At 68.6% G+C, this 19,862-nt stretch carries 10 protein-coding genes; 5 read left to right on the top strand and 5 right to left on the bottom strand.

What is annotated here, in order from left to right:
* Window positions 1-92: 92 nt before the first annotated feature.
* Both ACFYZJ_RS32085 and ACFYZJ_RS32080 read right to left on the bottom strand, forming a co-directional pair.
* Window positions 93-224 (bottom strand): hypothetical protein, encoded by a 132-nt coding sequence (locus ACFYZJ_RS32085; protein ID WP_388573827.1) that lies wholly within the window; start codon window positions 222-224, stop codon window positions 93-95.
* A 463-nt stretch (window positions 225-687) separates the two neighbouring features.
* On the bottom strand, window positions 688-2,073 hold the full coding sequence (locus tag ACFYZJ_RS32080) for an AIPR family protein (protein ID WP_388573826.1): 1,386 nt from the start codon (window positions 2,071-2,073) through the stop codon (window positions 688-690).
* A gap of 436 nt (window positions 2,074-2,509) precedes the next feature.
* On the opposite strand from ACFYZJ_RS32080, the gene ACFYZJ_RS32075 reads away from it, so the two are divergent.
* The 5 genes from ACFYZJ_RS32075 (at window position 2,510) to ACFYZJ_RS32055 (ending at window position 12,115) form a co-directional block, all read left to right on the top strand.
* Window positions 2,510-4,333, top strand: a complete 1,824-nt coding sequence (locus ACFYZJ_RS32075; protein ID WP_388573824.1) for an ATP-dependent endonuclease — start codon at window positions 2,510-2,512, stop codon at window positions 4,331-4,333.
* 379 nt (window positions 4,334-4,712) lie between these two features.
* Window positions 4,713-5,909 carry an exonuclease SbcCD subunit D gene (locus ACFYZJ_RS32070; RefSeq protein ID WP_388573822.1) on the top strand — a complete coding sequence of 399 codons (1,197 nt, stop codon included), beginning with the start codon at window positions 4,713-4,715 and terminating at the stop codon, window positions 5,907-5,909.
* Window positions 5,909-8,917: an AAA family ATPase gene (locus ACFYZJ_RS32065; protein ID WP_388573820.1), complete on the top strand. Its 3,009-nt coding sequence runs from the start codon at window positions 5,909-5,911 to the stop codon at window positions 8,915-8,917. The genes ACFYZJ_RS32070 and ACFYZJ_RS32065 overlap by 1 nt, the downstream gene beginning before the upstream one ends.
* Before the next feature lie 78 nt (window positions 8,918-8,995).
* On the top strand, window positions 8,996-11,251 hold the full coding sequence (locus ACFYZJ_RS32060) for a Helicase associated domain protein (protein WP_388573819.1): 2,256 nt from the start codon (window positions 8,996-8,998) through the stop codon (window positions 11,249-11,251).
* Window positions 11,252-11,416: 165 nt separating this feature from the next.
* Window positions 11,417-12,115 carry a restriction endonuclease gene (locus ACFYZJ_RS32055; protein WP_388573817.1) on the top strand — a complete coding sequence of 233 codons (699 nt, stop codon included), beginning with the start codon at window positions 11,417-11,419 and terminating at the stop codon, window positions 12,113-12,115.
* Between the two features lie 148 nt (window positions 12,116-12,263).
* Here ACFYZJ_RS32055 and ACFYZJ_RS32050 read toward each other — a convergent pair whose 3' ends face one another.
* From ACFYZJ_RS32050 to ACFYZJ_RS32040, 3 genes are read right to left on the bottom strand one after another with little or no spacing between them, the layout of a single operon-like run.
* Entirely contained in the window at window positions 12,264-14,888 is a 2,625-nt protein-coding gene (locus ACFYZJ_RS32050) for an RNaseH domain-containing protein (protein WP_388573815.1), read from the bottom strand.
* Window positions 14,882-18,139, bottom strand: coding sequence for a hypothetical protein (locus ACFYZJ_RS32045; protein ID WP_388573813.1), 3,258 nt, complete (start codon window positions 18,137-18,139; stop codon window positions 14,882-14,884). Before ACFYZJ_RS32045 ends, ACFYZJ_RS32050 begins: the two co-directional genes overlap by 7 nt.
* The gene (locus ACFYZJ_RS32040) at window positions 18,136-19,293 is read right to left on the bottom strand and encodes a hypothetical protein (RefSeq protein WP_388573811.1); all 1,158 of its coding nucleotides are present in this window, start codon (window positions 19,291-19,293) and stop codon (window positions 18,136-18,138) included. Before ACFYZJ_RS32040 ends, ACFYZJ_RS32045 begins: the two co-directional genes overlap by 4 nt.
* Window positions 19,294-19,862 lie beyond the last annotated feature (569 nt).

The raw sequence follows: 19,862 nt of genomic DNA, 5'->3' as shown, positions 1-19,862 counted from the left end.
GCTGCGTCGGCGGTGCGATTGACCTCGGCGGCGTGACGGCGGATCTCCGCGGCGGCCCGGGCCTCGGCCGCGGCCCCCCGACGACCGCGGCGTCAGTTGGCCGCCTGGTCCGCGGCGGCAAGCGAGGCTTGGCCGGCCTGCTCGGCTGCCTTTGCGGACTTCTTGGCCAGCTCGCCCGCCTTGTGCCTCGGCGGCCTGGTCCAGAGCAGCCTGTACCGCCCCACGGCGGTATCGGGACTGCTGTGACTGGTGAGGAAGTGGGTGATTGGAGTCGGCACGTTTGTCGTATCCCAGCCGCGCAGGCGTGAGGAGCCCCCTCGGCACCATGACGCTTCGGCGTGCGGCTGTGCGCCACCCCGTACGAAGCAGTCGGCGCGGTAGGACACGACCGACTCCGGAGATCTTTTACAGGTCTGATCACAGCCTTCTGCACCACGGCAGTGCGAGGGGAGCCGGGAGGATGAAGTGGTCAGCGACTCGTACGCCGGATCGTCAGCCGTTTTGTCGCCGAGATCCCGCTGACGCGGGATGAACACCGGTTGTGCGGCACCTCAAAGGAGCGCATACGCGGGGCGTGCGCCCCCTTCTCGTTTCATTCGAGCCCCCTGGCGCCGCACCCCTCTGCTCCCCTCCGTCGCCCCTCAAAGTTCCCTGCGGCGGAGACTACTTGCTCTTCACGGAGGACTCCTACGGGACTGAACCGCGGCTCCCACGGTCCCCTTCGGGTCCAGGCCGGGGGACGGGCCCGTAAACACGTGCGGAGGGCGTGCCGGTAGTGTGCTCGTCATCTCCTAAGGCGGTGAACTCTTTTGCCAGGCGTGCCATGCTGACGACTCGGTCGAGGGGGAAGCCGAGGTTGCGGTAGTAGCTGGCGCGGCGTTCGTAGTAGTAGCCGCCGGCGTGGGTGAGGCTCTCCTCGATGTCCTTTTGGATGGATTCGGTGGCCCGTAGGGCGCCGGCGGGCAGCTGGGTCTGGCTGTTGGTGGCCCGGATGATCCGGTCACGCGCTGTACCGGACTCTGGTGCCACCACGATCTTGACCAGGAGGGAGCGGTCGCGGTGCTGGCCGCCGTCCTGGAAGTAGTGGTAGATCTCGTGACTGGTTTGGAGCCCGTTGACGATCTGCGGCTCCCTGATGACGATCCTTTTGCCGGCGATCTGGGCGGCGTCTGCGACGACCGTGACGCCGTTGTTGAACCACCAGAAGTCCTCACCCGTGCCGGACTTGAGGGTCTCCCCGATGGCGTTGTTCACCGCAGTTGACCCTGCATAGTCGCGTACGTTCGACTCGAACAGCTCCAGCCGTAGCGCCTCGTTGTCGGAGGTGATGAAGCGGTAGTACTCATCCAGGCGTGCCAGGCACACGTACCCCTCACCGAGCGACGTGCTCATCGGCGTCTCGGTGAACACCAGCTGCGCGACTGCTTTGGCACCGCGGGCGGTGCGCTCACGTAGGTCCGCAGCGTTGAGGTACTCCACCTCGGCTGCGGCGTCGGAGGTGATCTTTGCGAGTTCCCGGCGCAGTCGGTCGCCCTTGGACTTCACGTTGGGGTGCGGGGTCTCGGCGGCTTTGCTGGCGTAGATCACCTTGACACGGACGTGCGGGAATGAGGACGCCAGCTCCTCGAGGATGTGCAGGAAGCGCCGGGTGCGGTCCAGGAGTTTGGCGTTGGTGTGGTCAACCAGCTCCTCCTCGTCCCTGCTCATGTCCAGCAGCGTCGGCAGATGGAAGTGCAGCTTCTCGATCACGGTTTCCTGGTAGCCCGAAGTGTTCTTCGCTTGCAGGATCACCAGCTCGATCTTGCCGGCACGTGAGGACAGGAACTGATGCGCATCGGCAGTGATGTAGCGCTCGTCCACGAAGGTCCAGATGCCGTCGATGCCGCAATCGTGCGCTCCGTCCACGATGCCGTCCATGATCTCGTCGTTGTCGAGATCCCAGTCCTGCAGGGCCTTGTCGGCAGCGAAGAACGTGAAGAAGTCGTCCCTGCCCTTCTCCGGCGCTAGCTTGCGGTGCTGGTCTTCCAGAATCCGGTCGAGCAACCGCTGGTCGTTGTTCTGCACCGACGTCACGCAAACACCCCCACCAAGGCGACAGAACCCGCGACAGGAAATGGTGTCAGGCCCATGCATTGGTGAAAACCCCACGTACTGCACCGAGTTCCTGTCAGCACCTGACGGACGTTCCAACTGCCCCCCGGAGGGGATGGACGCGTGTCGTGCCCCATCTGTGCACTCCGCCGCTCCGTCCCGCGGGTGCCTGACTATAGGCGGGAGCGCGCAGGCCCGAAGCCATCGCCGCTCGCAACGGTCGCCAGGACCGGGCGTCCCGTTCGTCGGGCGGGACACAGGGCGGGTGCGCAGCTGATGGGAAGCAACTGGAGGAAAACGCCCAGCTGTTGCTCTGTGTCCCTCTAGTATGACTGTCTGCGCTGACGGCTCAGCAGTCTCACCCGCATGTCACACCCCTGTCCGGTGCCGGAACAGGGAGATACGGAGCAGCTCAACCGTGCACCTCAACCGCTTCTCCGCGTGCGGCTTCCGTTCTCTGACACATGTCACGGACATCCCGCTCGGCAGCCCGACGATTCTTGCCGGCCGGAATGACGGCGGGAAGAGCGCTGTCCTTGCGGCGCTGGCCTTCCTGCTGGGCGAGCATCGTCTGACGGATGAGGACCGCACCTACGAGCAGGGCGAGGGCCTCAAAGGGCAGCGCTGCGCGGAAACTTGGGTAGAGGGCGGCTTCACCTTGGACGCGGCGGAGCAGGCTGCCAGTGAGTTGCATTCCGAGCTGCGCATCCGTCGCCGCTCCCGCGCCGGTGAGGCTGCTTGCTGGGAGTACTACGGTTTGGTGCCAACCGACAGCCGCCTTCACGGACTGGGACGACTGCTGAGGAAGGATCTGGCGGACTTGGTCCGCGAGTTCGGTCTGACCCCGTCGGGCACCTTGAAGGAGGATCTGCTGGCCGCGCTTACCGCACACGCCAAGACCTTGCCGCAGACCGAGCAGTGGCAGCCATTGCCGAAGCAGCTCGAGGAGCGCCTGCCGCGGCTGCTGGCCTTCGGAGGCCGGGACGAAAGCCCCGACGACGCCGTCCGCACCGCCCTGAACAGCTGCTATGAGACCTACCTTCAGGATGAAACGCTGCAGGGGCGTGTGCGGGAGATCGAAGCGGAGATCACACAGCGCTTGGAGAAGGAAGCCGACTCGCTGTGCCAGCACATCCGCCAGCACTGCGCCGAGTTCGTCGGAGTGGAGGTCAAGCCGGAAGTCTCCTTCAAGGGCGGCTTCAAGCGTGCTCCACTGGAGGTCTCCAAGGCTGACGGCGAGCCGGTCGATCTCACACGCTCCGGCCAGGGCAGCACCCGCCGTATCGCGCTTGCGGTGTGGGAATGGACCAGCAACCTCCTGGAGAACAACGAACTCGCAGCGGCAGCGGAGCAGGACGAACAGGAGCCGACCCAGACCATCGTCGTTTACGACGAGCCCGACACCCACCTGGACTACCGCCACCAGCGCACGGTGATGGACATCATCCGCAAGCAGTGCGCCCTGCCCCACGTCAACGTCATGGTCGCCACGCACTCGATGAACCTCATCGACGGCGTCGACATCGCCGACGTCGTCCACCTCAAGCTCGGCCCCAACGGCCGAACCCTCGTCGAACGCCTCCAGGACGACACCCACGACGGGATCGATTTCCACCTCGGACGGATTGCGGCCGCTGTCGGACTGCGCAACTCCGTCCTGCTGCACGAACGCTGCTTCCTGGCCGTCGAAGGCCCCACCGAGCAGCAAAGCGTGCCGCTGCTCTTCCGGCTCTCCCAGGGACTGTCCCTGCAAGCGGCTGGCATCGCCCTGTGGGCATGCGACAACAACGAAGGCGCCCTTCACCTGGCCGGATACCTCGTCAAGCACGAGCGCACCGTCATGCTCATGGTCGACGCGGACAGCCGCGCCAACAAGCACTTCAAAACCGAAAAGCTCATCAAAGCCGGCCTCGACCTGACCAAGCAGGTCGCCTATGTCGGCGAAAGCGATGGCTACAAAGAACTGGAAGAGCTCTTCAGCGACGCGCAGTGGGCCGCGGCCGCCAACGCCCACTGGCCCCGTCCGCAGGAGCACTTGTGGGACGCCGACGACTTCGCCGCCCACCGCGGCAGCAAGTTCAGCGACCGCATCCTCTACATGATCAAAGAACAGGCCACGGAGAAGAGCCCCAACGGCAAGGCCGACATGCTCTACGGCCTGGTCTCGATGCTCACCACCGCCGAGGAAGTTCCCACCCAACTACGCGACATCTTCACTGAGGTACAGGCCCTCGCCTGCTGACCCGCTTGTCTTGTGCACGCCGCTGCAGCATGCGTTCCTTGCGCTGCTCGACGGTCGGCGCCGTCCAGGCATGCCACCCGACCTCGGCATTCCATTGCCGCGCATGACCACGGGCTTCGATCCCGCACCACCGGCACCCGCCGGGCGCCACGATGCGTACAGTGCTGGCAGAACGTGGTGATGACATCACATCCTCCTTCCCCCACTGCTTATCTTGCCTCCTACCACTGACAATCACCTGGCAAGCAGAACCGTGCCCGCAGAGAGGCGAGCACCAGCAGGACGGCTCCTTCTCACCCGCCCCCGCCATCCCTGATAAGAGGCTGTTTATCGGGAAAACCGCACGTAGCCACAACCTCAGCAGTTACGGTCTGTGCTCATGCGGTTTCTGCACACTTCGGACTGGCACCTGGGCCGCCGGTTCCACGGAGAAGACCTGATACCCGCCCAGCGTGCCTTCCTCGACCACCTGGTCGACACAGCCCGCACCGAGAACGTCGACGCCATCCTCGTGGCCGGCGACGTCTACGACCGGGCCATCCCCAGCCTGGACGCTGTACACCTGTTCAACCGCGCCCTGCACCAGCTCGCCGACCTCAACGTGCCGATCATCATGATCAGCGGAAACCACGACTCGGCCCACCGCCTCGGCGTCGGATCCGGCCTCTTCGCCCGCGCCGGGATCCACCTGCGCACCGACCCGGCCACCTGCGACGTCCCGGTCCTCCTCAACGACACCGACGGCCCGATCGCCGTGTACGGCATCCCCTACCTCGAGCCGTCCATGGTCCGTACCCAACTGGAGGCGGAGGCCGCCTCCCACCGCGCGGTGCTGACCGCCGCCCTGAACAAAATCCACGCCGACCTCACCAACCGCCAGCCAGCCGGAACCCGCTCGGTGGTCATCGCCCACGCCTTCGTCACCCCCGGCACCGGCCCAAGCGACGAACCGCAGTTGGAAGAGTCCGGCAGCGAACGCGACATCAGCGTCGGCGGTGTCGCCCACGTCGGCGCGGACGTCTTCGACGGCATCGACTACGTTGCCCTCGGCCACCTCCACGGCCCCCAGAAGGTCACCGACCGAATCCACTACAGCGGCTCCCCGCTGCCCTACTCCTTCTCCGAGGCCGCCCACACCAAGTCCTTCACCCTGGTCGACCTCACCCCCGGCACCGCCCCCGCCGTCACCCGCCTGCCCTGCCCGACCCCCCACCGCCTGGAACGCATCGAAGGCCTCCTCGAAGACCTCCTCACCAACCCCGCCCACGAGCCGATAAAGGGCGCCTGGCTTGAGGTCACGCTCACCGACCCGGCCCTGCCCTTCGAGGCCATGGCCCGGCTGCGCCGCCGCTTCCCCCACACGCTCAGCCTCAAGCATCAGCGTGCCTTCATCCCCGCCCAGGCCACCGACACCCCCACCTACACCGAACGCCTCCGCGGCCGCAGCGAACTCGACATCGTCTGCGACTTCATCGCCGACCTGCGCGGCACCGGCCCCACCCCCGACGAACACGCCCTGCTCCAGCAGGCCGTCGACGCCGCCCGCGTGAACGAACTGCAGAAGGAAACCGTCTGATGCGCCTGCACCACCTCACCCTGCAGGCCTTCGGACCCTTCGCCGGCACCCACACCATCGACTTCGACGCACTGTCCGCCGACGGCCTGTTCCTCCTGCACGGCGACACCGGCGCCGGAAAGAGCACCCTGTTCACCGCCATCTGCTTCGCCCTGTACGGCGAACCCCCGGTCGACCGCGACCTGATGCTGCGCAGCCACCACGCCCCAGCCGACCTGATCACCCAGGTCACCTTGGACGTCACCATTGCCGGCCACCGGCTGCTCATCGACCGCGTCCCCCAGCAGATGCGCCCCAAGAGGAACGGCACGGGCGATACCCTCCAGAAGGCCGAGACCCGGCTCAGCCGGTGGACGACTGACTCCCTCGGTCAAGGCCACTGGGAACCCTCCAGCAAGTCCCACCAGGAAGCCGGCAAGGAGATCAAAGACCTGCTCGGCATGAGCCGGACCCAGTTCTGCCAAGTGGTTCTCCTGCCCCAGAACGAGTTCACCAAGTTCCTCTACGCCGACGCGGGCAAGCGCCGCGAACTCCTCGGCAAGCTCTTCCACACCGACCGGTACGCCTTCATCGAACGCTGGCTGAACGACCACAGCCGCACCACCCAAAAGAACCGCGACGCCGCCCGCGACGAAGTGCTGCACCTGGCGGCCCGCATCCACCAGGCCGCCGGCCCGGACCTGAAATCCCAGCATGACGCCCCCACCCCCGACGCCGAGCACGCCCTGACCGGCCCCGCCCTGACCTGGGCCAAGGACCTCATCCAGGCCAGCCAGGCCGACGCCCTCGCAGCCCAGGCCGACGCCGAGACGGCAAAGAAGAACCAGCTCACCCACCAGGGCCTGGAAGCCGCCGCCCGCGAACTCCACAGGCGGCAGACCACCCACGCCGCCGCCCGCGAGCAGCTGGACCGGCTGGACGAGCAAACCCCCCACCAAGAAACCCTGGCCCGGCGCCGCGAACAGGCCCGGCGCGCCCAGCAGCTGGCACCGCTGCTGCACGCCGTCGGCACCGCCCGCGCCGACCACACCCACGCCCAGGACACCGAAAGCGCCGCCCGCTCCCAGCTGCCCCCCGAGCACGCCACGCTTCAGGCCACCGACCTGGCCACGGCCGGACAGCGCGTACGCGAGGACATCGCCGTGCTGAACACCCTGCTTCCCGAGGAAGCCACCCTCCACCAACTCACCGCCGAACTGAAGCGCATCGACGACGAGCGGCAGGACTTCACCCTCCAGCAGCGCACCGCCCGCGACTGGCTCGAACAGGAGACCACCCAGCGCGCCGCCCTGGAAGCCCGCCGGGAAGCCGCCCGCCAGGCCGAGGAAGAAAGCCGTCGCCACCAGGCCCAGCTGGAAACCCTGAACGGCCGCGTGGCCGCCGCCGAACGCCGCGACGCCCACCTTAAGCAGATCACCACCACCGAGCAGCGCCTGGCCGCCGCGAAGACCGAAACCGAGCAGGCCGCCCAGGCCCACATCGACATCCGCCGCCGACGCACCGAGGGCATGGCCGCCGAACTGGCCGCCGGCCTCACCGACGGCGCGCCTTGCCCGGTGTGCGGCTCGTGCTCCCACCCGGCGCCCGCCCAGGCTCCCGACGGGCAGCCCACCCGCGAGGACGAACAAGCCGCCGAGGAAACCCACCAGCGAGCCCAGCAGCAGCGCGACGCGATCGCGGCCGAGCTGCAGCAGTTGCGCGAGAACGCCGCCGGTGCCATCGGCGAAGCCGGCGACACCCCGCTGACCGACCTCAAAGCCGAACACAAGGCACTCACCGCGCAGCTGGCCGACGCCCTCCAGCATGCCGCCGACCGCAGGACGGTTGAGGAGGAATTCCTCGCGCTGGACCGCGAACACGCCACCATGACCGAGCAGGACAGCGTCGCCACCGCCGGCCTGTCCGCCCGCAACGCCACCTACGACACCCTGTCCCAGCGTCAGGCCGAGCTCACCGAGAAACTCCACGCCGCCCGCGGCGCCGCCCCCACCCTGGCGGCCCGCATCAACGACCTCACCAGCACCGCCGACCAGCTCGAGCAGGCAGCCGAGGCATCCCGCACCGCCGCCACCGCCACCCAGACCCTGCACACCCGCACCAGCGAGGCCACCGACGCAGCCACATCCCAGGGCTTCGACACTCTCGCTGCCGCCGAACAGGCCCTGCTCAGCGAACAGGACCTGGGCGACCTCGAGGAAGAGATCAACCAATGGCGCGAGGCCCGCGCCACCCACCAAGCTGTCCTCGACGACCCCGTCCTACAGGAAGCCGCCGCACAGCCGGCCGCCGATGTCGAAGCTGCGGCAGCCCTGCGCGCCGCAGCAGACGACCAGCACGCGCAAGCGGTCACCACCGCCAGTACCGCCCAGGCCCGCACCACCGCACTCACCGACCTCACCACCACCCTGGCCGGGGTCGTCGAGCGCCTGGAAGCACTCGAGCAGGCCCACAGCACCGCCCGCCACCTCGCCGACCTGGCCACCGGCAACGCATCCGGCACCCGTGTACGCATGCAACTGGAGGCCTACGTCCTGGCCGCCCGCCTCGAACAGGTCGTTACCGCCGCCAACACCCGCCTCCGCCTGATGTCCGAAGGCCGCTACACCCTCCGCCACTCCGACCACCAAGCCGCCCACGGCGCCCGCTCCGGCCTCGGCTTGGAAATCACCGACTCCTGGACCGGCCGCCCCCGCAAGACCGACACCCTCTCCGGCGGAGAATCCTTCTTCGCCTCCCTGTCCCTCGCCCTCGGCCTGGCCGACGTCGTCACCCACGAAGCTGGCGGCAACCCCCTGGACACCCTCTTCATCGACGAAGGCTTCGGCACCCTCGACGACGACACCCTCCACAACGTCCTCGACGTCCTGGACTCCCTACGCGCCCACGACCGCACCGTCGGCGTCATCAGCCACGTCCCCGAACTACGCCGCCGCATCACCCAGCGCCTCCACGTCCGAAAAGGCCCCACCGGCTCCACCCTCGCCCACCTGACCGAAGCAGCCGAATAACCTGAACTCCAGGAGAGCGGAGCTCTCACCCCGCCCTCCTGGAGCACCCAGCCGACCCCCACGGAGCGCTACACCTCCATGGCCCCCGACATCGAGCTACGGCCCCACCAAAAGGAAGCCGTCGCTGCCACCGCCGCCACGCTCCGCGACCACGCCCGCGCGAGCGTGATCGCCGCCTGCGGCACCGGCAAAACCCTCATCGCCGCGCGCACCACCGCCCGCATTGCCCCCCGCGGCCGAGTCCTGGTGCTCCTGCCGACCCTGGACCTGCTCTCCCAGACGATCCACTCCTGGCGCGCCGCCGGACGCAAAGGCACCACCATCGCCGTGTGCTCCGCACGCCAGGCCCTCGACCACGAACCACTCGGCACCGACATCCCCCTCACCACCGACCCCGGCGAGCTGACCGTCCTCGCCACCCCGCCCCACTCCGGCCCGATCACCGCATACGCCACCTACGCCTCCCTGCCCGCCGTGGTAGCCGCCCACCGCGACCACCGCCTTCCTGCCTGGGACCTAGTGGTCATCGACGAGGCCCACAGAACCGCCGGGCGCCTCGGCAAGGCCTGGGCAGCTGTCCACCACGACGACCAGGTCCCCGCCGCCCGCCGCCTCTATCTGACCGCCACCCCCCGCATCTGGGACCCCGAGGACGCCCAGGACGGCGACGGTGCAGAGATGGTGGCCTCGATGGACGACGAAAGCTTGTTCGGCCCCGTCGCCTACCACCTCAACCTCTCCGACGCCATCGACCTCGGCTTGCTCGCCGACTACCAGATCCTCGTCCCCGTCGTTACCGACCAAGACCTGCGCGACTGGCTCGCCACCGGACCCGGCGCTGGCGTCGACGGCCTGCGCCTGGCCGGCCGCCAGGTCGCCGCATTGCGTGCCATCCGCGACCACCGGCTGCGCCGCATCCTCACCTTCCACCACCGCGTTGCCGACGCCCGGGCCTTCGCCACCACCCTGACGGACACTGCCGCCGCGCTCCCCGCCGAGCTGCGGCTCGAGGGGCTTTGGGCGGACTGGATTAGCGGCAGCCATCCCCCCCGGGTCCGCCGCCGTCTCCTGCTCGAGTTCACCTCTCACACCACTCCCGACACGCCGGCCGTCCTGTCGAACGCCCGCGTGCTGGGGGAGGGCATCGACGTCCCTGACATCGACGCCGTCGTCTTCGCCGACCCCAAGAACAGCCCCGTCGACACCGTCCAGGCCGTCGGCCGCGCCCTGCGCCAAAAGCCCGGCGCCGGCAAGAAGGCCACCCTCGTCGTCCCCGTCTACCTCACCCCCGACGAAGACCCCGACGACCTCCTCGGCGCCGACGCCTACACCCCGCTGTGGCGCACCATCCAGGCCCTGCGCGCCCACGACGACCGCCTCGACGCCCGCCTGTCAGACCCCCGCACCCACCGCCTCACCACACCCCCCGAAGACCCTGAAGCCTGGCTCCGCTTCGACCGCCCCACCCAGGCCGATGAAGTCGCTCTCGCCCTCTCACTCCGGGTCCTGGCCCCCAAGAGCGCCGAATGGCGCCGTGGCCTCGCCGCAGCCCGCAGCTACCGTCACACCCACCACCACCTCGACGTCCCCCAAGCCTACGAAGACACCACCGGCTATCCCCTGGGCCGCTGGCTCACCTGGCAACGCCACCTGCACACCAAGGGCACCCTGGACACCGCGCGCGTCCAGGCCCTCGAACGCCTCGGCATCATCTGGGACCCCCGCCAGCAAGCCTTCGACCGGGCACTGGCCCACGCCGCCGCCTACGCCGCCCGCCACGGCCACCTCGCCGCCCCCGTCGAGGAAGTCCATGACGGCTTCCCCCTCGGCCGCTGGCTGGCCACCCAGCGCACACGTGCCGAGAGCCTCACCGAGCAGCGCGCCGCTGCCCTCACTGCCCTGGACCGGTGGTGGAACCCGCCCTGGCCGATCACCTGGCAACGGGCCTACCACGCCGCCCGTCAGAACCTGGAACACAACGAGACGGCCTCCCAGGCACAGAAGTGGCTTGAGGCCCAGCGCGCCCAATCCGACCGCCTTCACCCCGAACAGAAGGGCCTGCTGAAGGAGCTGGGACTCGTCGACCTGCCCGGCACGTCCTCATCCCCGGCGGGGGAGAGCCACCTGCCGGCGCGCGAGCGTGCCTTCCAGCGCGGGCTGGCCGCCGCACGGGCATTCCGAGAGCGGGAAGGTCACCTCAACGTCCCCCAGCGCCACATCGAGAAGATCGAAGGCTACCCCGTGCGCCTGGGCCAGTGGCTGAGCAACCTGCGCCGCCGCCGCTCCAGTCTCAGCCCACACAGGCAAGCAGCACTGTCCGAACTCGGCCTGTAAGCAGCGAGCTCACCTCCTCGAAGGAGGACCGGTTGACGCCATCAGCTGGCATGCCAGCGAGAGGTTCAAGCCAATGGCCTGACTGCGCCCTGGCGGAGCCGCTCGGCATGCCCACACTCCACAGCAGGGAGGAACCCATACCGGCCGGCGCAAGAGGGGGCGTACATGGCGGCCAAGCGCAAGAACAGAACTGTCCGCAGACGCCGTACCGCCCGGTACAAGGCGGCAGCAGGCGTGCTCGCCGCACTGGTCCTGCTGGCCCTGCTGCGCCCGGTGATCTGGCTGTATATCGGCGCAGTCCTTGCCGCCGCGGGAGTCGGCTGGATGGTGTGGCGACTATGGCGCACCGACGGGCTGCTGCGCAGCTCGGACGCCGCCTGGAGACGACAGGAGGAGATCGCAGCGGGACGGCGGACGCTGGCTGCGATCGACGCCATGTCCGGAACTCAGTTCGAGGAAGTGGTCGCTGAGTTGTGCCGCCGTGACGGCTGCACACAGGTGCGCCGAGTGGGCGGGGCCGGAGACAACGGAGCCGATGTGCTCGGCCGGCTGCCAGACGGCCGGACCATGGTGATCCAGTGCAAGCGATACGCACCCCACCGGACGATCGCCAGCCGCGAAGTACGCGACCTGCTCGGAGCAAAGGTGCATTTCACCGCGGATGTGGCCATCTTCGTCGCCACCACACGGTTCAGCCGCCAAGCCGAAGCGTTCGCCGTCGATCACCACATCCTCACCCTGCACCGTGACTTCTTCGGCCTGTGGAACAGCGGGACACCGCTGCTGTCGTTAGCCGAAGTCAACGGACGCGGACAAGGAGAAGCCCGCCACCGAGCACGCTGGAAACAGACCTACTCCAAGTGACCTCATACCGCGCCGTGAGGGACGAGGCGGGAAACGCACAGAGCGCCCGCCCCGCCCCATCAAGCCCAGACGAAGCCGGTCAGCAGCCACCAAGCCATCAGGTGCGTCGGCACGAGCCTGGAAACCGCCGTGCACGCCACAGCCGCGCCTACTCGCCGAACCCTTCCTGATCGACGAAGCCGGGATGCTTCTCATCAGCGCTCTTGGCGAGATGCAGGGGCGCAGGAAGGTTGGTGCGCCCATCCCACATGGCGGCCTGCTCGGAGATCCGCGCAGCAAGACCCACCAGTTGTTCCTCGCGCCAGCCACCACGGTGGGCGACCACGTATTCGGTGCGGGTCATGGCGTGGAAGGGAGCGCCCATCTGAGCCAGTTGTCCGCCGGGCAGGGTGCGGCGCGTGTACTGGGTGCCGGTGCGCTGGCCGCCGGCGTGCTGGCGGGACTGCCCCGCAAACAGCCAGGACACCACGCCCCCGTGATCGTGACGGTAGAGGATCTTCTCCGGCATGACCGGCTGCAACGGGTTGGTCGGCAGCTTGCCCCCTCCGCCGATGCGCCGTGACGGCTGGGGTGTGCCCTGCCCGTTGCCGACCCTGACGACCGCCACATCCCACCCCTGGGCGATCAGACTCTGCCCGGGAACAGCGCCGTCCCCGAGCCGGTCGTTGCACAGCCCAGGCCAGATCCGTTCACGCTCCTCGGCGAAGACGATGATCGGATACCGGTCAGTGAGCGCGGCCAGCGCCCGGTCCACATAGGTGCGCACGTTGTCCGGGCCCCCGTGGTCCTCCCGCAGGTGATGCCCTCTTTTACCGATGGGACCGGCATGGTGCAGAGCCCGTGCCTGGGCCAGAGGGCGCCAGCCCTGGTCGCTGTACATGAGGGTGGGCCAGTGGGCGTCCTCGCCGAGCGGGATCCGCATGGCGACCAGTGTGACGGCCAGCACGGCCGGTTTGCGGGGGCGGCCGGGGCGTTCGTCGAAGCGGTGGTAGCGGGTCCACAACCCCACCGCCACGGCCTCCCGGTCAAGGGCGGTGTCACGCGCGTTGCGGTGGAAGGCGGTGGCGGCCAGGCGGTTGTCGATGATGCCGGAGTCGGAGTGCAGGCTGCCGAGCGCGATCTGCACCGCGTGGTCGTCCTTGTAGGCGATGTCCGGCTCCGGCAGACCGGCGTTGCGGGCCTTGGCCCGCGCGACTTTTTCGGGCGTGTTCAGCCGGTAGGGGTCGCCGGGGTCGGAGTCCATGGTGATGAACTGCGAGGGGATGCCGCGCTCGGCGAAAAGTCCTTTGAGCGCGTGCTTGGCGTCCGTCACCCCCGTCTCCTTCTCCTGCTCGGTGAGGTAGCGCGTCTCGCACAGGGCGGTGACCAGGGCGCGCCCGGCACCGGGCTTGAACCAGGGCAGCGTGTTCAGGATCAGGCTGCGGTCGTGGCTGCCGTGGCGGACGAGTTCGGGCAGCCGCACTGCCACGAGCTCGTACCCGGGCGCTAGGACTACCGGCTGCTCGTCGGGCAGGTCGGCCAGTTCGGGCCGCGCATAGTCGCGGGTCAGCTGCCCCATCACCCGTGTGCGCCACTCGGCCGACTCGTACAGCACGACGGTGCGCACCGTGTCGAAATGTGCGGCAGCCATGGCATCGGCCATCTTGCCGGCCGGCACGTAGGGCGGCAGGCTCCCGCCCGGCTTGCTGATCTTGATGGATGTTCCGGCGTAGACGACGGGTTCCTGGCCGAGGACGCGTGTGGCGTGTTCTTCGAGCCGGGCGTGGAACATCGCCCCGGCGCCCTTGTCGATCGGGTGCTTGCCCGTGCGGTGCACCCCTCGCACCTCTGTCAACTCGTCCAGCCCCGTCAGGGGCGGCTGGGGCAGGCGGCCGACGCCGCAGGCCTCGACGATCTGTGCCGTCGCCCCGCGGTAGCGGACGGCCGCGGGCTGCATGAATCCGTCGGGGCCCTTCTCCCACCGGGTGGTGATCGGGGCCTTGAGGATGATGTCCGGGTTGACGGGATGACGCAGCAGAACGTTGCGGATGCCCTTGTAGTGGGTGGCGACGCGCGAGATACGCGCCGACAGATGCGCAATAAGAGTCTTTCCGCCGGGAGCGGGTTCGACCTCGATGTGGATGCGTTCCATGGCGTAGCCGGCGATGCGCCGGCGTTTGCCGCTCTCCTCGTCGATCCACGTCCTTTCGTGGACCAGCGGGGCCTGCCACGCCAGCAGGTCGCCCTCACTGTCGAGATGGAACCGCAGCGGAGGCAGCGACTCGTCGAGTGGGAGCGGCTGGGCGGCCAGCATGCTCGCCAGCCGCCACCCGGCCACCCGAAACGCCCAGCGGGGACCGGTGATCCGTCCCATGGCGTCGCGGTGCAGCAGGGAACTGAGCGGTTGGGGCCCGTCGTCGGACAGCTGCAACAGGGCGGCGAGGGTGTCGCGGCCTTCATGCCCGTCCAGCCGCGTCTCCCACTCCCGCATCAGGGTGCGCACCACGGCCTCGTCCAGCGCCCCGGGCGTGACGATCACGCTTCGCCCGGCCCATCGGCCGGTCCTGGCGGGCCGGTCGGGGTTGGTGAAGACCAACCGCTCACCGGTCACGGCGCGCGCCGCCGTCTGCAGGGACGCGATCGGCTGCACGGCGTCCTTGCCCCGCGGCTTGGGCAGCCGCCGCCAGGCCGGCGCGAGTGCCTCGTCCTGCGGATAGACGTGCACCGTGCCCAGCAGCCGGTCATCCAGCGGGAAGGACAGGGTGAACAGGCGGCCCCGGTCGTCACTCACCATTCGCCCATCTCCTCTTCCTCGTATCCGGTGGGGGAGTGCTCCGCCAGCCCCAGCAGGGCGTCGGCCATGGTGGTGCGGTAGACGGCGTCGATCAGCGGCATGTGGTCCTCGTCCTGCCATTTCCCGCGCAACTGCTTCAGGAGGGCGGGCAGCGTGGAGTCTGCGGCGGTATGGGTGAAGGCGGCGTCCAGCAGCCGCAGCCGCCCGTGGTCCCCACCGCGGCGGGTGCGCCCGCCCAGCTGGATCAGCCGGGTCAGGATCTCCGCGACGACGGCGAGTTTGACGTCATCGCCCAGCGACTTGAAGTAGCCCTGGCCGCTGCGGATGTCGTCGAAGATCTGGCCCGCCTTGATCCGCAGCCGCTCCAACTCCCTGGCGGGATTGGGGCCCGGCCGCCGCTGGCGGTAGGCGAGGGAGTTGACCAGGGAGAGCAGCACCGGGGGGTCTTCCATCACCGGGACGGGCCGGTTGACCAGGCAGGCCACATGCAGCAGGGAGCGCCCGTCACGGTCGACGATGTTCAGGCCGCGCTCGACCCGGGCCATGGGGGCGATCAGGTACCGGCACCTGCCGTGGCCCACGGCGTGGGGGAACTGCTCGAGCCGGTTGCTGGGGATGGGCACCCAGCCGGGCGGCATCCGCTCCAGCGCAGCCATGTCCTGCGGCCGCACCGCCACACAGATATCCGATGCTGCGACCCCCACGTCGATCATGCCGCGAGCGAGCGCGGGACCGGCGTCGTAGGCGGTCGGCGCGAGCAGCGCGTACGCGCGGTGTGCGGTAGCGGGATCGGCGGCTACCGCGTCGAGCTGCGCGGGAAGGTCTTGGCCGACACTGCGCCCCATGGCCATATAGGCGCGTTCCCGGCTTTCTCCTTCGGTGCCGGACACCACGATGCCCGCCCCGTCGTGCTGGCCGGCCTGCAACTCGACGGTGAGGCTTCCGTTGACGTCGTCCGGCACGTACCAAGTCGGCTCCGGCAGGAGGTGATGACGGGGCGCGTACGGCATGAACGCCGTTGCGGACATCCCGATCACCGCCCGGCGGGTGCCGGTATGGGCGAGCGCGGTCACCTCTCCCAGGTAGGCGAGGTGGGCGTGCGGATCCCCGACATAGGACTTCAGCCGCAGCGCCGTCTGGTGCCGGTCGGCCGGGTCGAACGTCTCGGAGAACGCGAACAGCGCACGCCCCAAGGGGCCGTAGGGGGCAGCTCGCCACGGCACGTGCGAGGCCAGCGCGTCCACCAGGCCGTTGCCGGCGGAGATCCCCGCCCCCTGCAGCGGCGCCGCGACACCGACGATGCGGTGCAAAATGCTGCGCATCTCCTCCAGGTACGCCCGCCGGGCCGCCAGCAGCGCCAGGGAGTACAGCCGCTTGTCGTCCTTCTCACCGGTGATCGCAGAGAACGCGTCCCCGATGCGCTTCAAAGTAGCGTGGGTGAGCCGGTCCGAACCGCCGACCAGATCCGTGACCGAGGACAGCAATTCCCGCAGCTCCGCCAGCCCCTTGACCTCATCAGCCAACTCAAGCGGCCCCTCCCGCTTGTAGAGCTGGTTGACCGCCCGCATCTGCTGCTCAGTGGGCCGCTTCCCGGCTTCCAGCTTGAAGATCCGGGAGGCGAACAGACCATCCCAGCGGCGCGGCACCACCATGCTGCGCCTCTCCCGGTCGGGATGGATGACCCCGCCGACGAGGTGGGACACGTAGGACTCGGCCAGCCACACCAGGTGGTTAATCAGCGGCCGCAGATACTGCTCCAGACTCATCGGCAGCCGGTGGCAGTGCCGCCGGAACTGGCTGTCGAGATCCCGCACTGGGGTGTGCTCCGCACCGTCCTGGGCCAGCAGTACCTGACGGGCCGCCTGCTCGAACGCCTGCGCCTGCAATGCATCGGCCTCATCGATGATCACCAGATGGCTGCGGTGCAGCAGGAGTTGCTCGGTGGTCATACGCCGTCCCGGGGCGGGCCGGCCCGCCACCGGCGCGTGGATGTGCCCGGTGAGGAAGTTCGCATGGTTGGTGACGAGGATGTCCGCCGAAGCTGCGGCCCGGTGGTGGCGGAACTTCCCGCATCCGCCGCGCCACGGGCAGGCCATAGCTTTATCTGCTTTGGCCCCGTTCGGCTTGAGCTGGTCGCATGGCTCCTGGCCCGGCTTCCAGGCATCCACCGCTTCGGAGGAGGTGGTGGCGTGCCCGGTCAGGGGGCAGCTGTAGGACATCTCCCGGTACACCCAGGTCCTGAAGTCCGCATCGTCCTGCGGGTTGCCGGCCGTCTGCTCGGCCAGCTCCTGCATGGAGGCGGGGGAGACGACCGGCGTGACCTGTGCGGAGATCTTCAGGTCGGCCAGGTCCTGCCGCAGACGGTACACACTGGCCAGGACCTGCGCGTTCTGCGGAACGACCAGCGAGATCACCCGGCCCTGCTGGGCGCACCACACCGCGACGAGTTCGCTCAGGACGTTCTTGCCCATGCCGGTGGGGGCGTGGAAGACCCGCAGAGGCCCGGCCTGGATGCGCAGGAGCTCTCCCACGTCCGTGCCGTCGCGGCCGCGGGCGTATCGCCTGATGTCCGCGACCGCCTTGCGCCGGTAGTCCTGCCCGCGCAGCTCATCGAGCCGGCCCGCGATTTCGTCCAGATCGGTGAAAGGGATCACCACCTCGTCCATGACCGGGGCGTCGCCCAGCTCCTGCACCACGCTGGGCGCAGGGGACCCTTGGTAGTCGAGGTCGTAGAAGACGTCCACCACCCGACCGGAGGGGCTGAGCGGATCCCGGATCCGCAGGTCGCTGACGTAGGAGCCGGGCGGCGCAGGCTTGGGCTGAGACTGCCCCTTGGCCGCGTTGTCCTCGAGCTCGTCCAGCAAGGCATCGATGAGGGCTTCCTCGTCGCCCACGGGCAGGATCAGCACCTGCTCCTCCCCGTCGGCCGGGGCGAACTCGACCGCCTCACCGCTGTCCAGGACCGCTGCCGTCTCCGTGACAAATACCGAATGGGAGGCAAGGACGGCAGGCCGTTGCCGCAGCATCCGGGTGATCCGCACCTGATCGGGCAGAGGCAGAGCAGGCCAGCCGTCCCACAGATGCATCTGGCCCGTGGCCAGGAAGTGCGCATCAGCAAGATCCACCACACGCCGCCATGCCGCCTGCTCCTCCGGTGCCCGATTGGGGAACACACGCGCGGCCAGCAGGATCGCCGCCCGCAGCGTCAGCGGCACACTGACGGAGTACCTCGCGTTCTTCGGCGACGTCATGCGCCCATCCCCTTCAACCGCTTCGTCACGGCCGCCTTGAAACGGCTGACCGTGAACACGCTGTAGCGCTGCCCGTCAGCAGTCCGCAGCGCATCGAGCCCGGACTGCAGCTGATGGACCTGGCTGCGCCGGTAGTTGGGCACGACCACCGTCTCCCCGGCAGGCGGCCGGTCGATGATCGTCTGCGCGTCCTGGTGGTCTTTGACGTCCACCCGCCAGCGATGTCCGTCCGCCAGGTAGACGCCGATATCCCACTCGTCCAGGTTCTCCCAGCGCTCGACCCGCACCCCCTCCTGCTTCTCCAGCCACTGCATCAGGCCCACCTCACTCAGCCCGGGACAGGTGATGTACCGCCACACCCCCCAGTCCAGGCACAACACGCCCTCCGCCGGCTCCGCAGCCGTCGCCAACCGGCCCCGCCCACCGGTCAGTACAGGCGGCCCACCCCGCTTGCCACTGCCCGCGACCAGACCGAACCGGCTCTGATGCGGCGGATACTCACACCGCAACTGCCCACCCCGCAGCACCATCGGATACCGGCACTGCGGACACGGCCACAACCACGACGACGCCCCCACCCACACCCGGTCCGAGGGAACAGGCCGATACACGTCCATCCGGGCCGCGCCCCGCCGCGAGTACTCCTCGACCAACGCCCGCTCCGTGCCGTACGGCACCTCCGTCAGCATGGTCCGCGCCGCCACATAGCCAGCCTGCCCGCTGGAGCGGATGTGCCGAAAGGCAGCCCGCTCCGTCTGCTCAGCCGTCTGCCGAACCCACGCCGGAAGCCACGTTCCCCCGAGATCGAAGTATCCGTCGTCCCCGTACAGGGCCTCCAGATAATTCATCCCCGCCTCGAAGGCCTCCTCGGTCAGCTCACCGTTGTCCGTCAGGACAACCAAATCCCCCATGGCCGACGGCAGTTCGTCCCACGCCAAAGGCACCCAGTCCCGCAGGCGAACCGGCAGCAAGTCGATCATCTCGGCAGGCGTCGAAGGGCCGGCCCCCACCGGCAGGCTCGACAACAACACCCCGTGCATACGGGACAGCTCCCGCCATGCACGAGGTTCCTCAACCCGGTTGATCCACGCCGCACTGGCCCGCAGAGCAGCGGTAATGATCCTCCGAGCGGCAACATGTTGACTGACAGGCACAGCTCATCACCCCTCCACGCCCCACCAGTGGTATTCGGGGCAATTCCAGACGGGCCAACAACTCAGGGAACCTACACGCCGGGTCTGACAACGCCCCCGAAAACCAACGAAGACGAACCCCGCGACAGCGGGGCACCACAAGAAACCGGACATGCCGTCAGTCATCTCGGGGGGCCATCAGGCCCCCGGCCCATTCCCGTCCTGTTGGCCCGTCAGGGCCAAAGCCTCACCCCAGCTCAGAAACACCGAGAGGGGAGGGGAACCGGATAACTGTCTAACAAACCCTTACGACATCACGGCGCCGCAGGCGCCGACACGTACCCGATCCCTGCCCGGCAGGGCAGGGAATCCCAACCCACCCGAACTTCACTGTCATGCCGCCAGGCATGACAGTCCGAACTGGCGACAGCGGGGCCGCCAGGCCCCGCTCTGTCGGTTCCCGTTGGCCCGTCAGGGCCAACCCAGCCAACACACAGTCATGCCGCCAGGCATGACGAAGCGTCACCTTACGGGCCGTCAGGCCCGTAGTTGGCCGCCAGGCCAACTAAAGAGCCGACAGGCTCTCCGCC

The organism is Streptomyces sp. NPDC001848, assembly GCF_042891915.1.
Classification (GTDB): Bacteria; Actinomycetota; Actinomycetes; order Streptomycetales; family Streptomycetaceae; genus Streptomyces.
The sequence above is the reverse complement of the archived record's forward strand: the minus strand, read 5'-3'. Positions and strand labels throughout refer to the sequence as shown.

Bases quoted from the DNA above. Each gene is read 5' to 3' on its own strand.
- ACFYZJ_RS32070 (WP_388573822.1), top strand. From the start codon at position 4,713: ATGCGGTTTCTGCACACTTCGGACTGGCACCTGGGCCGCCGGTTCCAC.
- ACFYZJ_RS32065 (WP_388573820.1), top strand. From the start codon at position 5,909: ATGCGCCTGCACCACCTCACCCTGCAGGCCTTCGGACCCTTCGCCGGC.
- ACFYZJ_RS32060 (WP_388573819.1), top strand. From the start codon at position 8,996: ATGGCCCCCGACATCGAGCTACGGCCCCACCAAAAGGAAGCCGTCGCT.
- ACFYZJ_RS32055 (WP_388573817.1), top strand. From the start codon at position 11,417: ATGGCGGCCAAGCGCAAGAACAGAACTGTCCGCAGACGCCGTACCGCC.
- ACFYZJ_RS32050 (WP_388573815.1), bottom strand. From the start codon at position 14,888: ATGGTGAGTGACGACCGGGGCCGCCTGTTCACCCTGTCCTTCCCGCTG.
- ACFYZJ_RS32045 (WP_388573813.1), bottom strand. From the start codon at position 18,139: ATGACGTCGCCGAAGAACGCGAGGTACTCCGTCAGTGTGCCGCTGACG.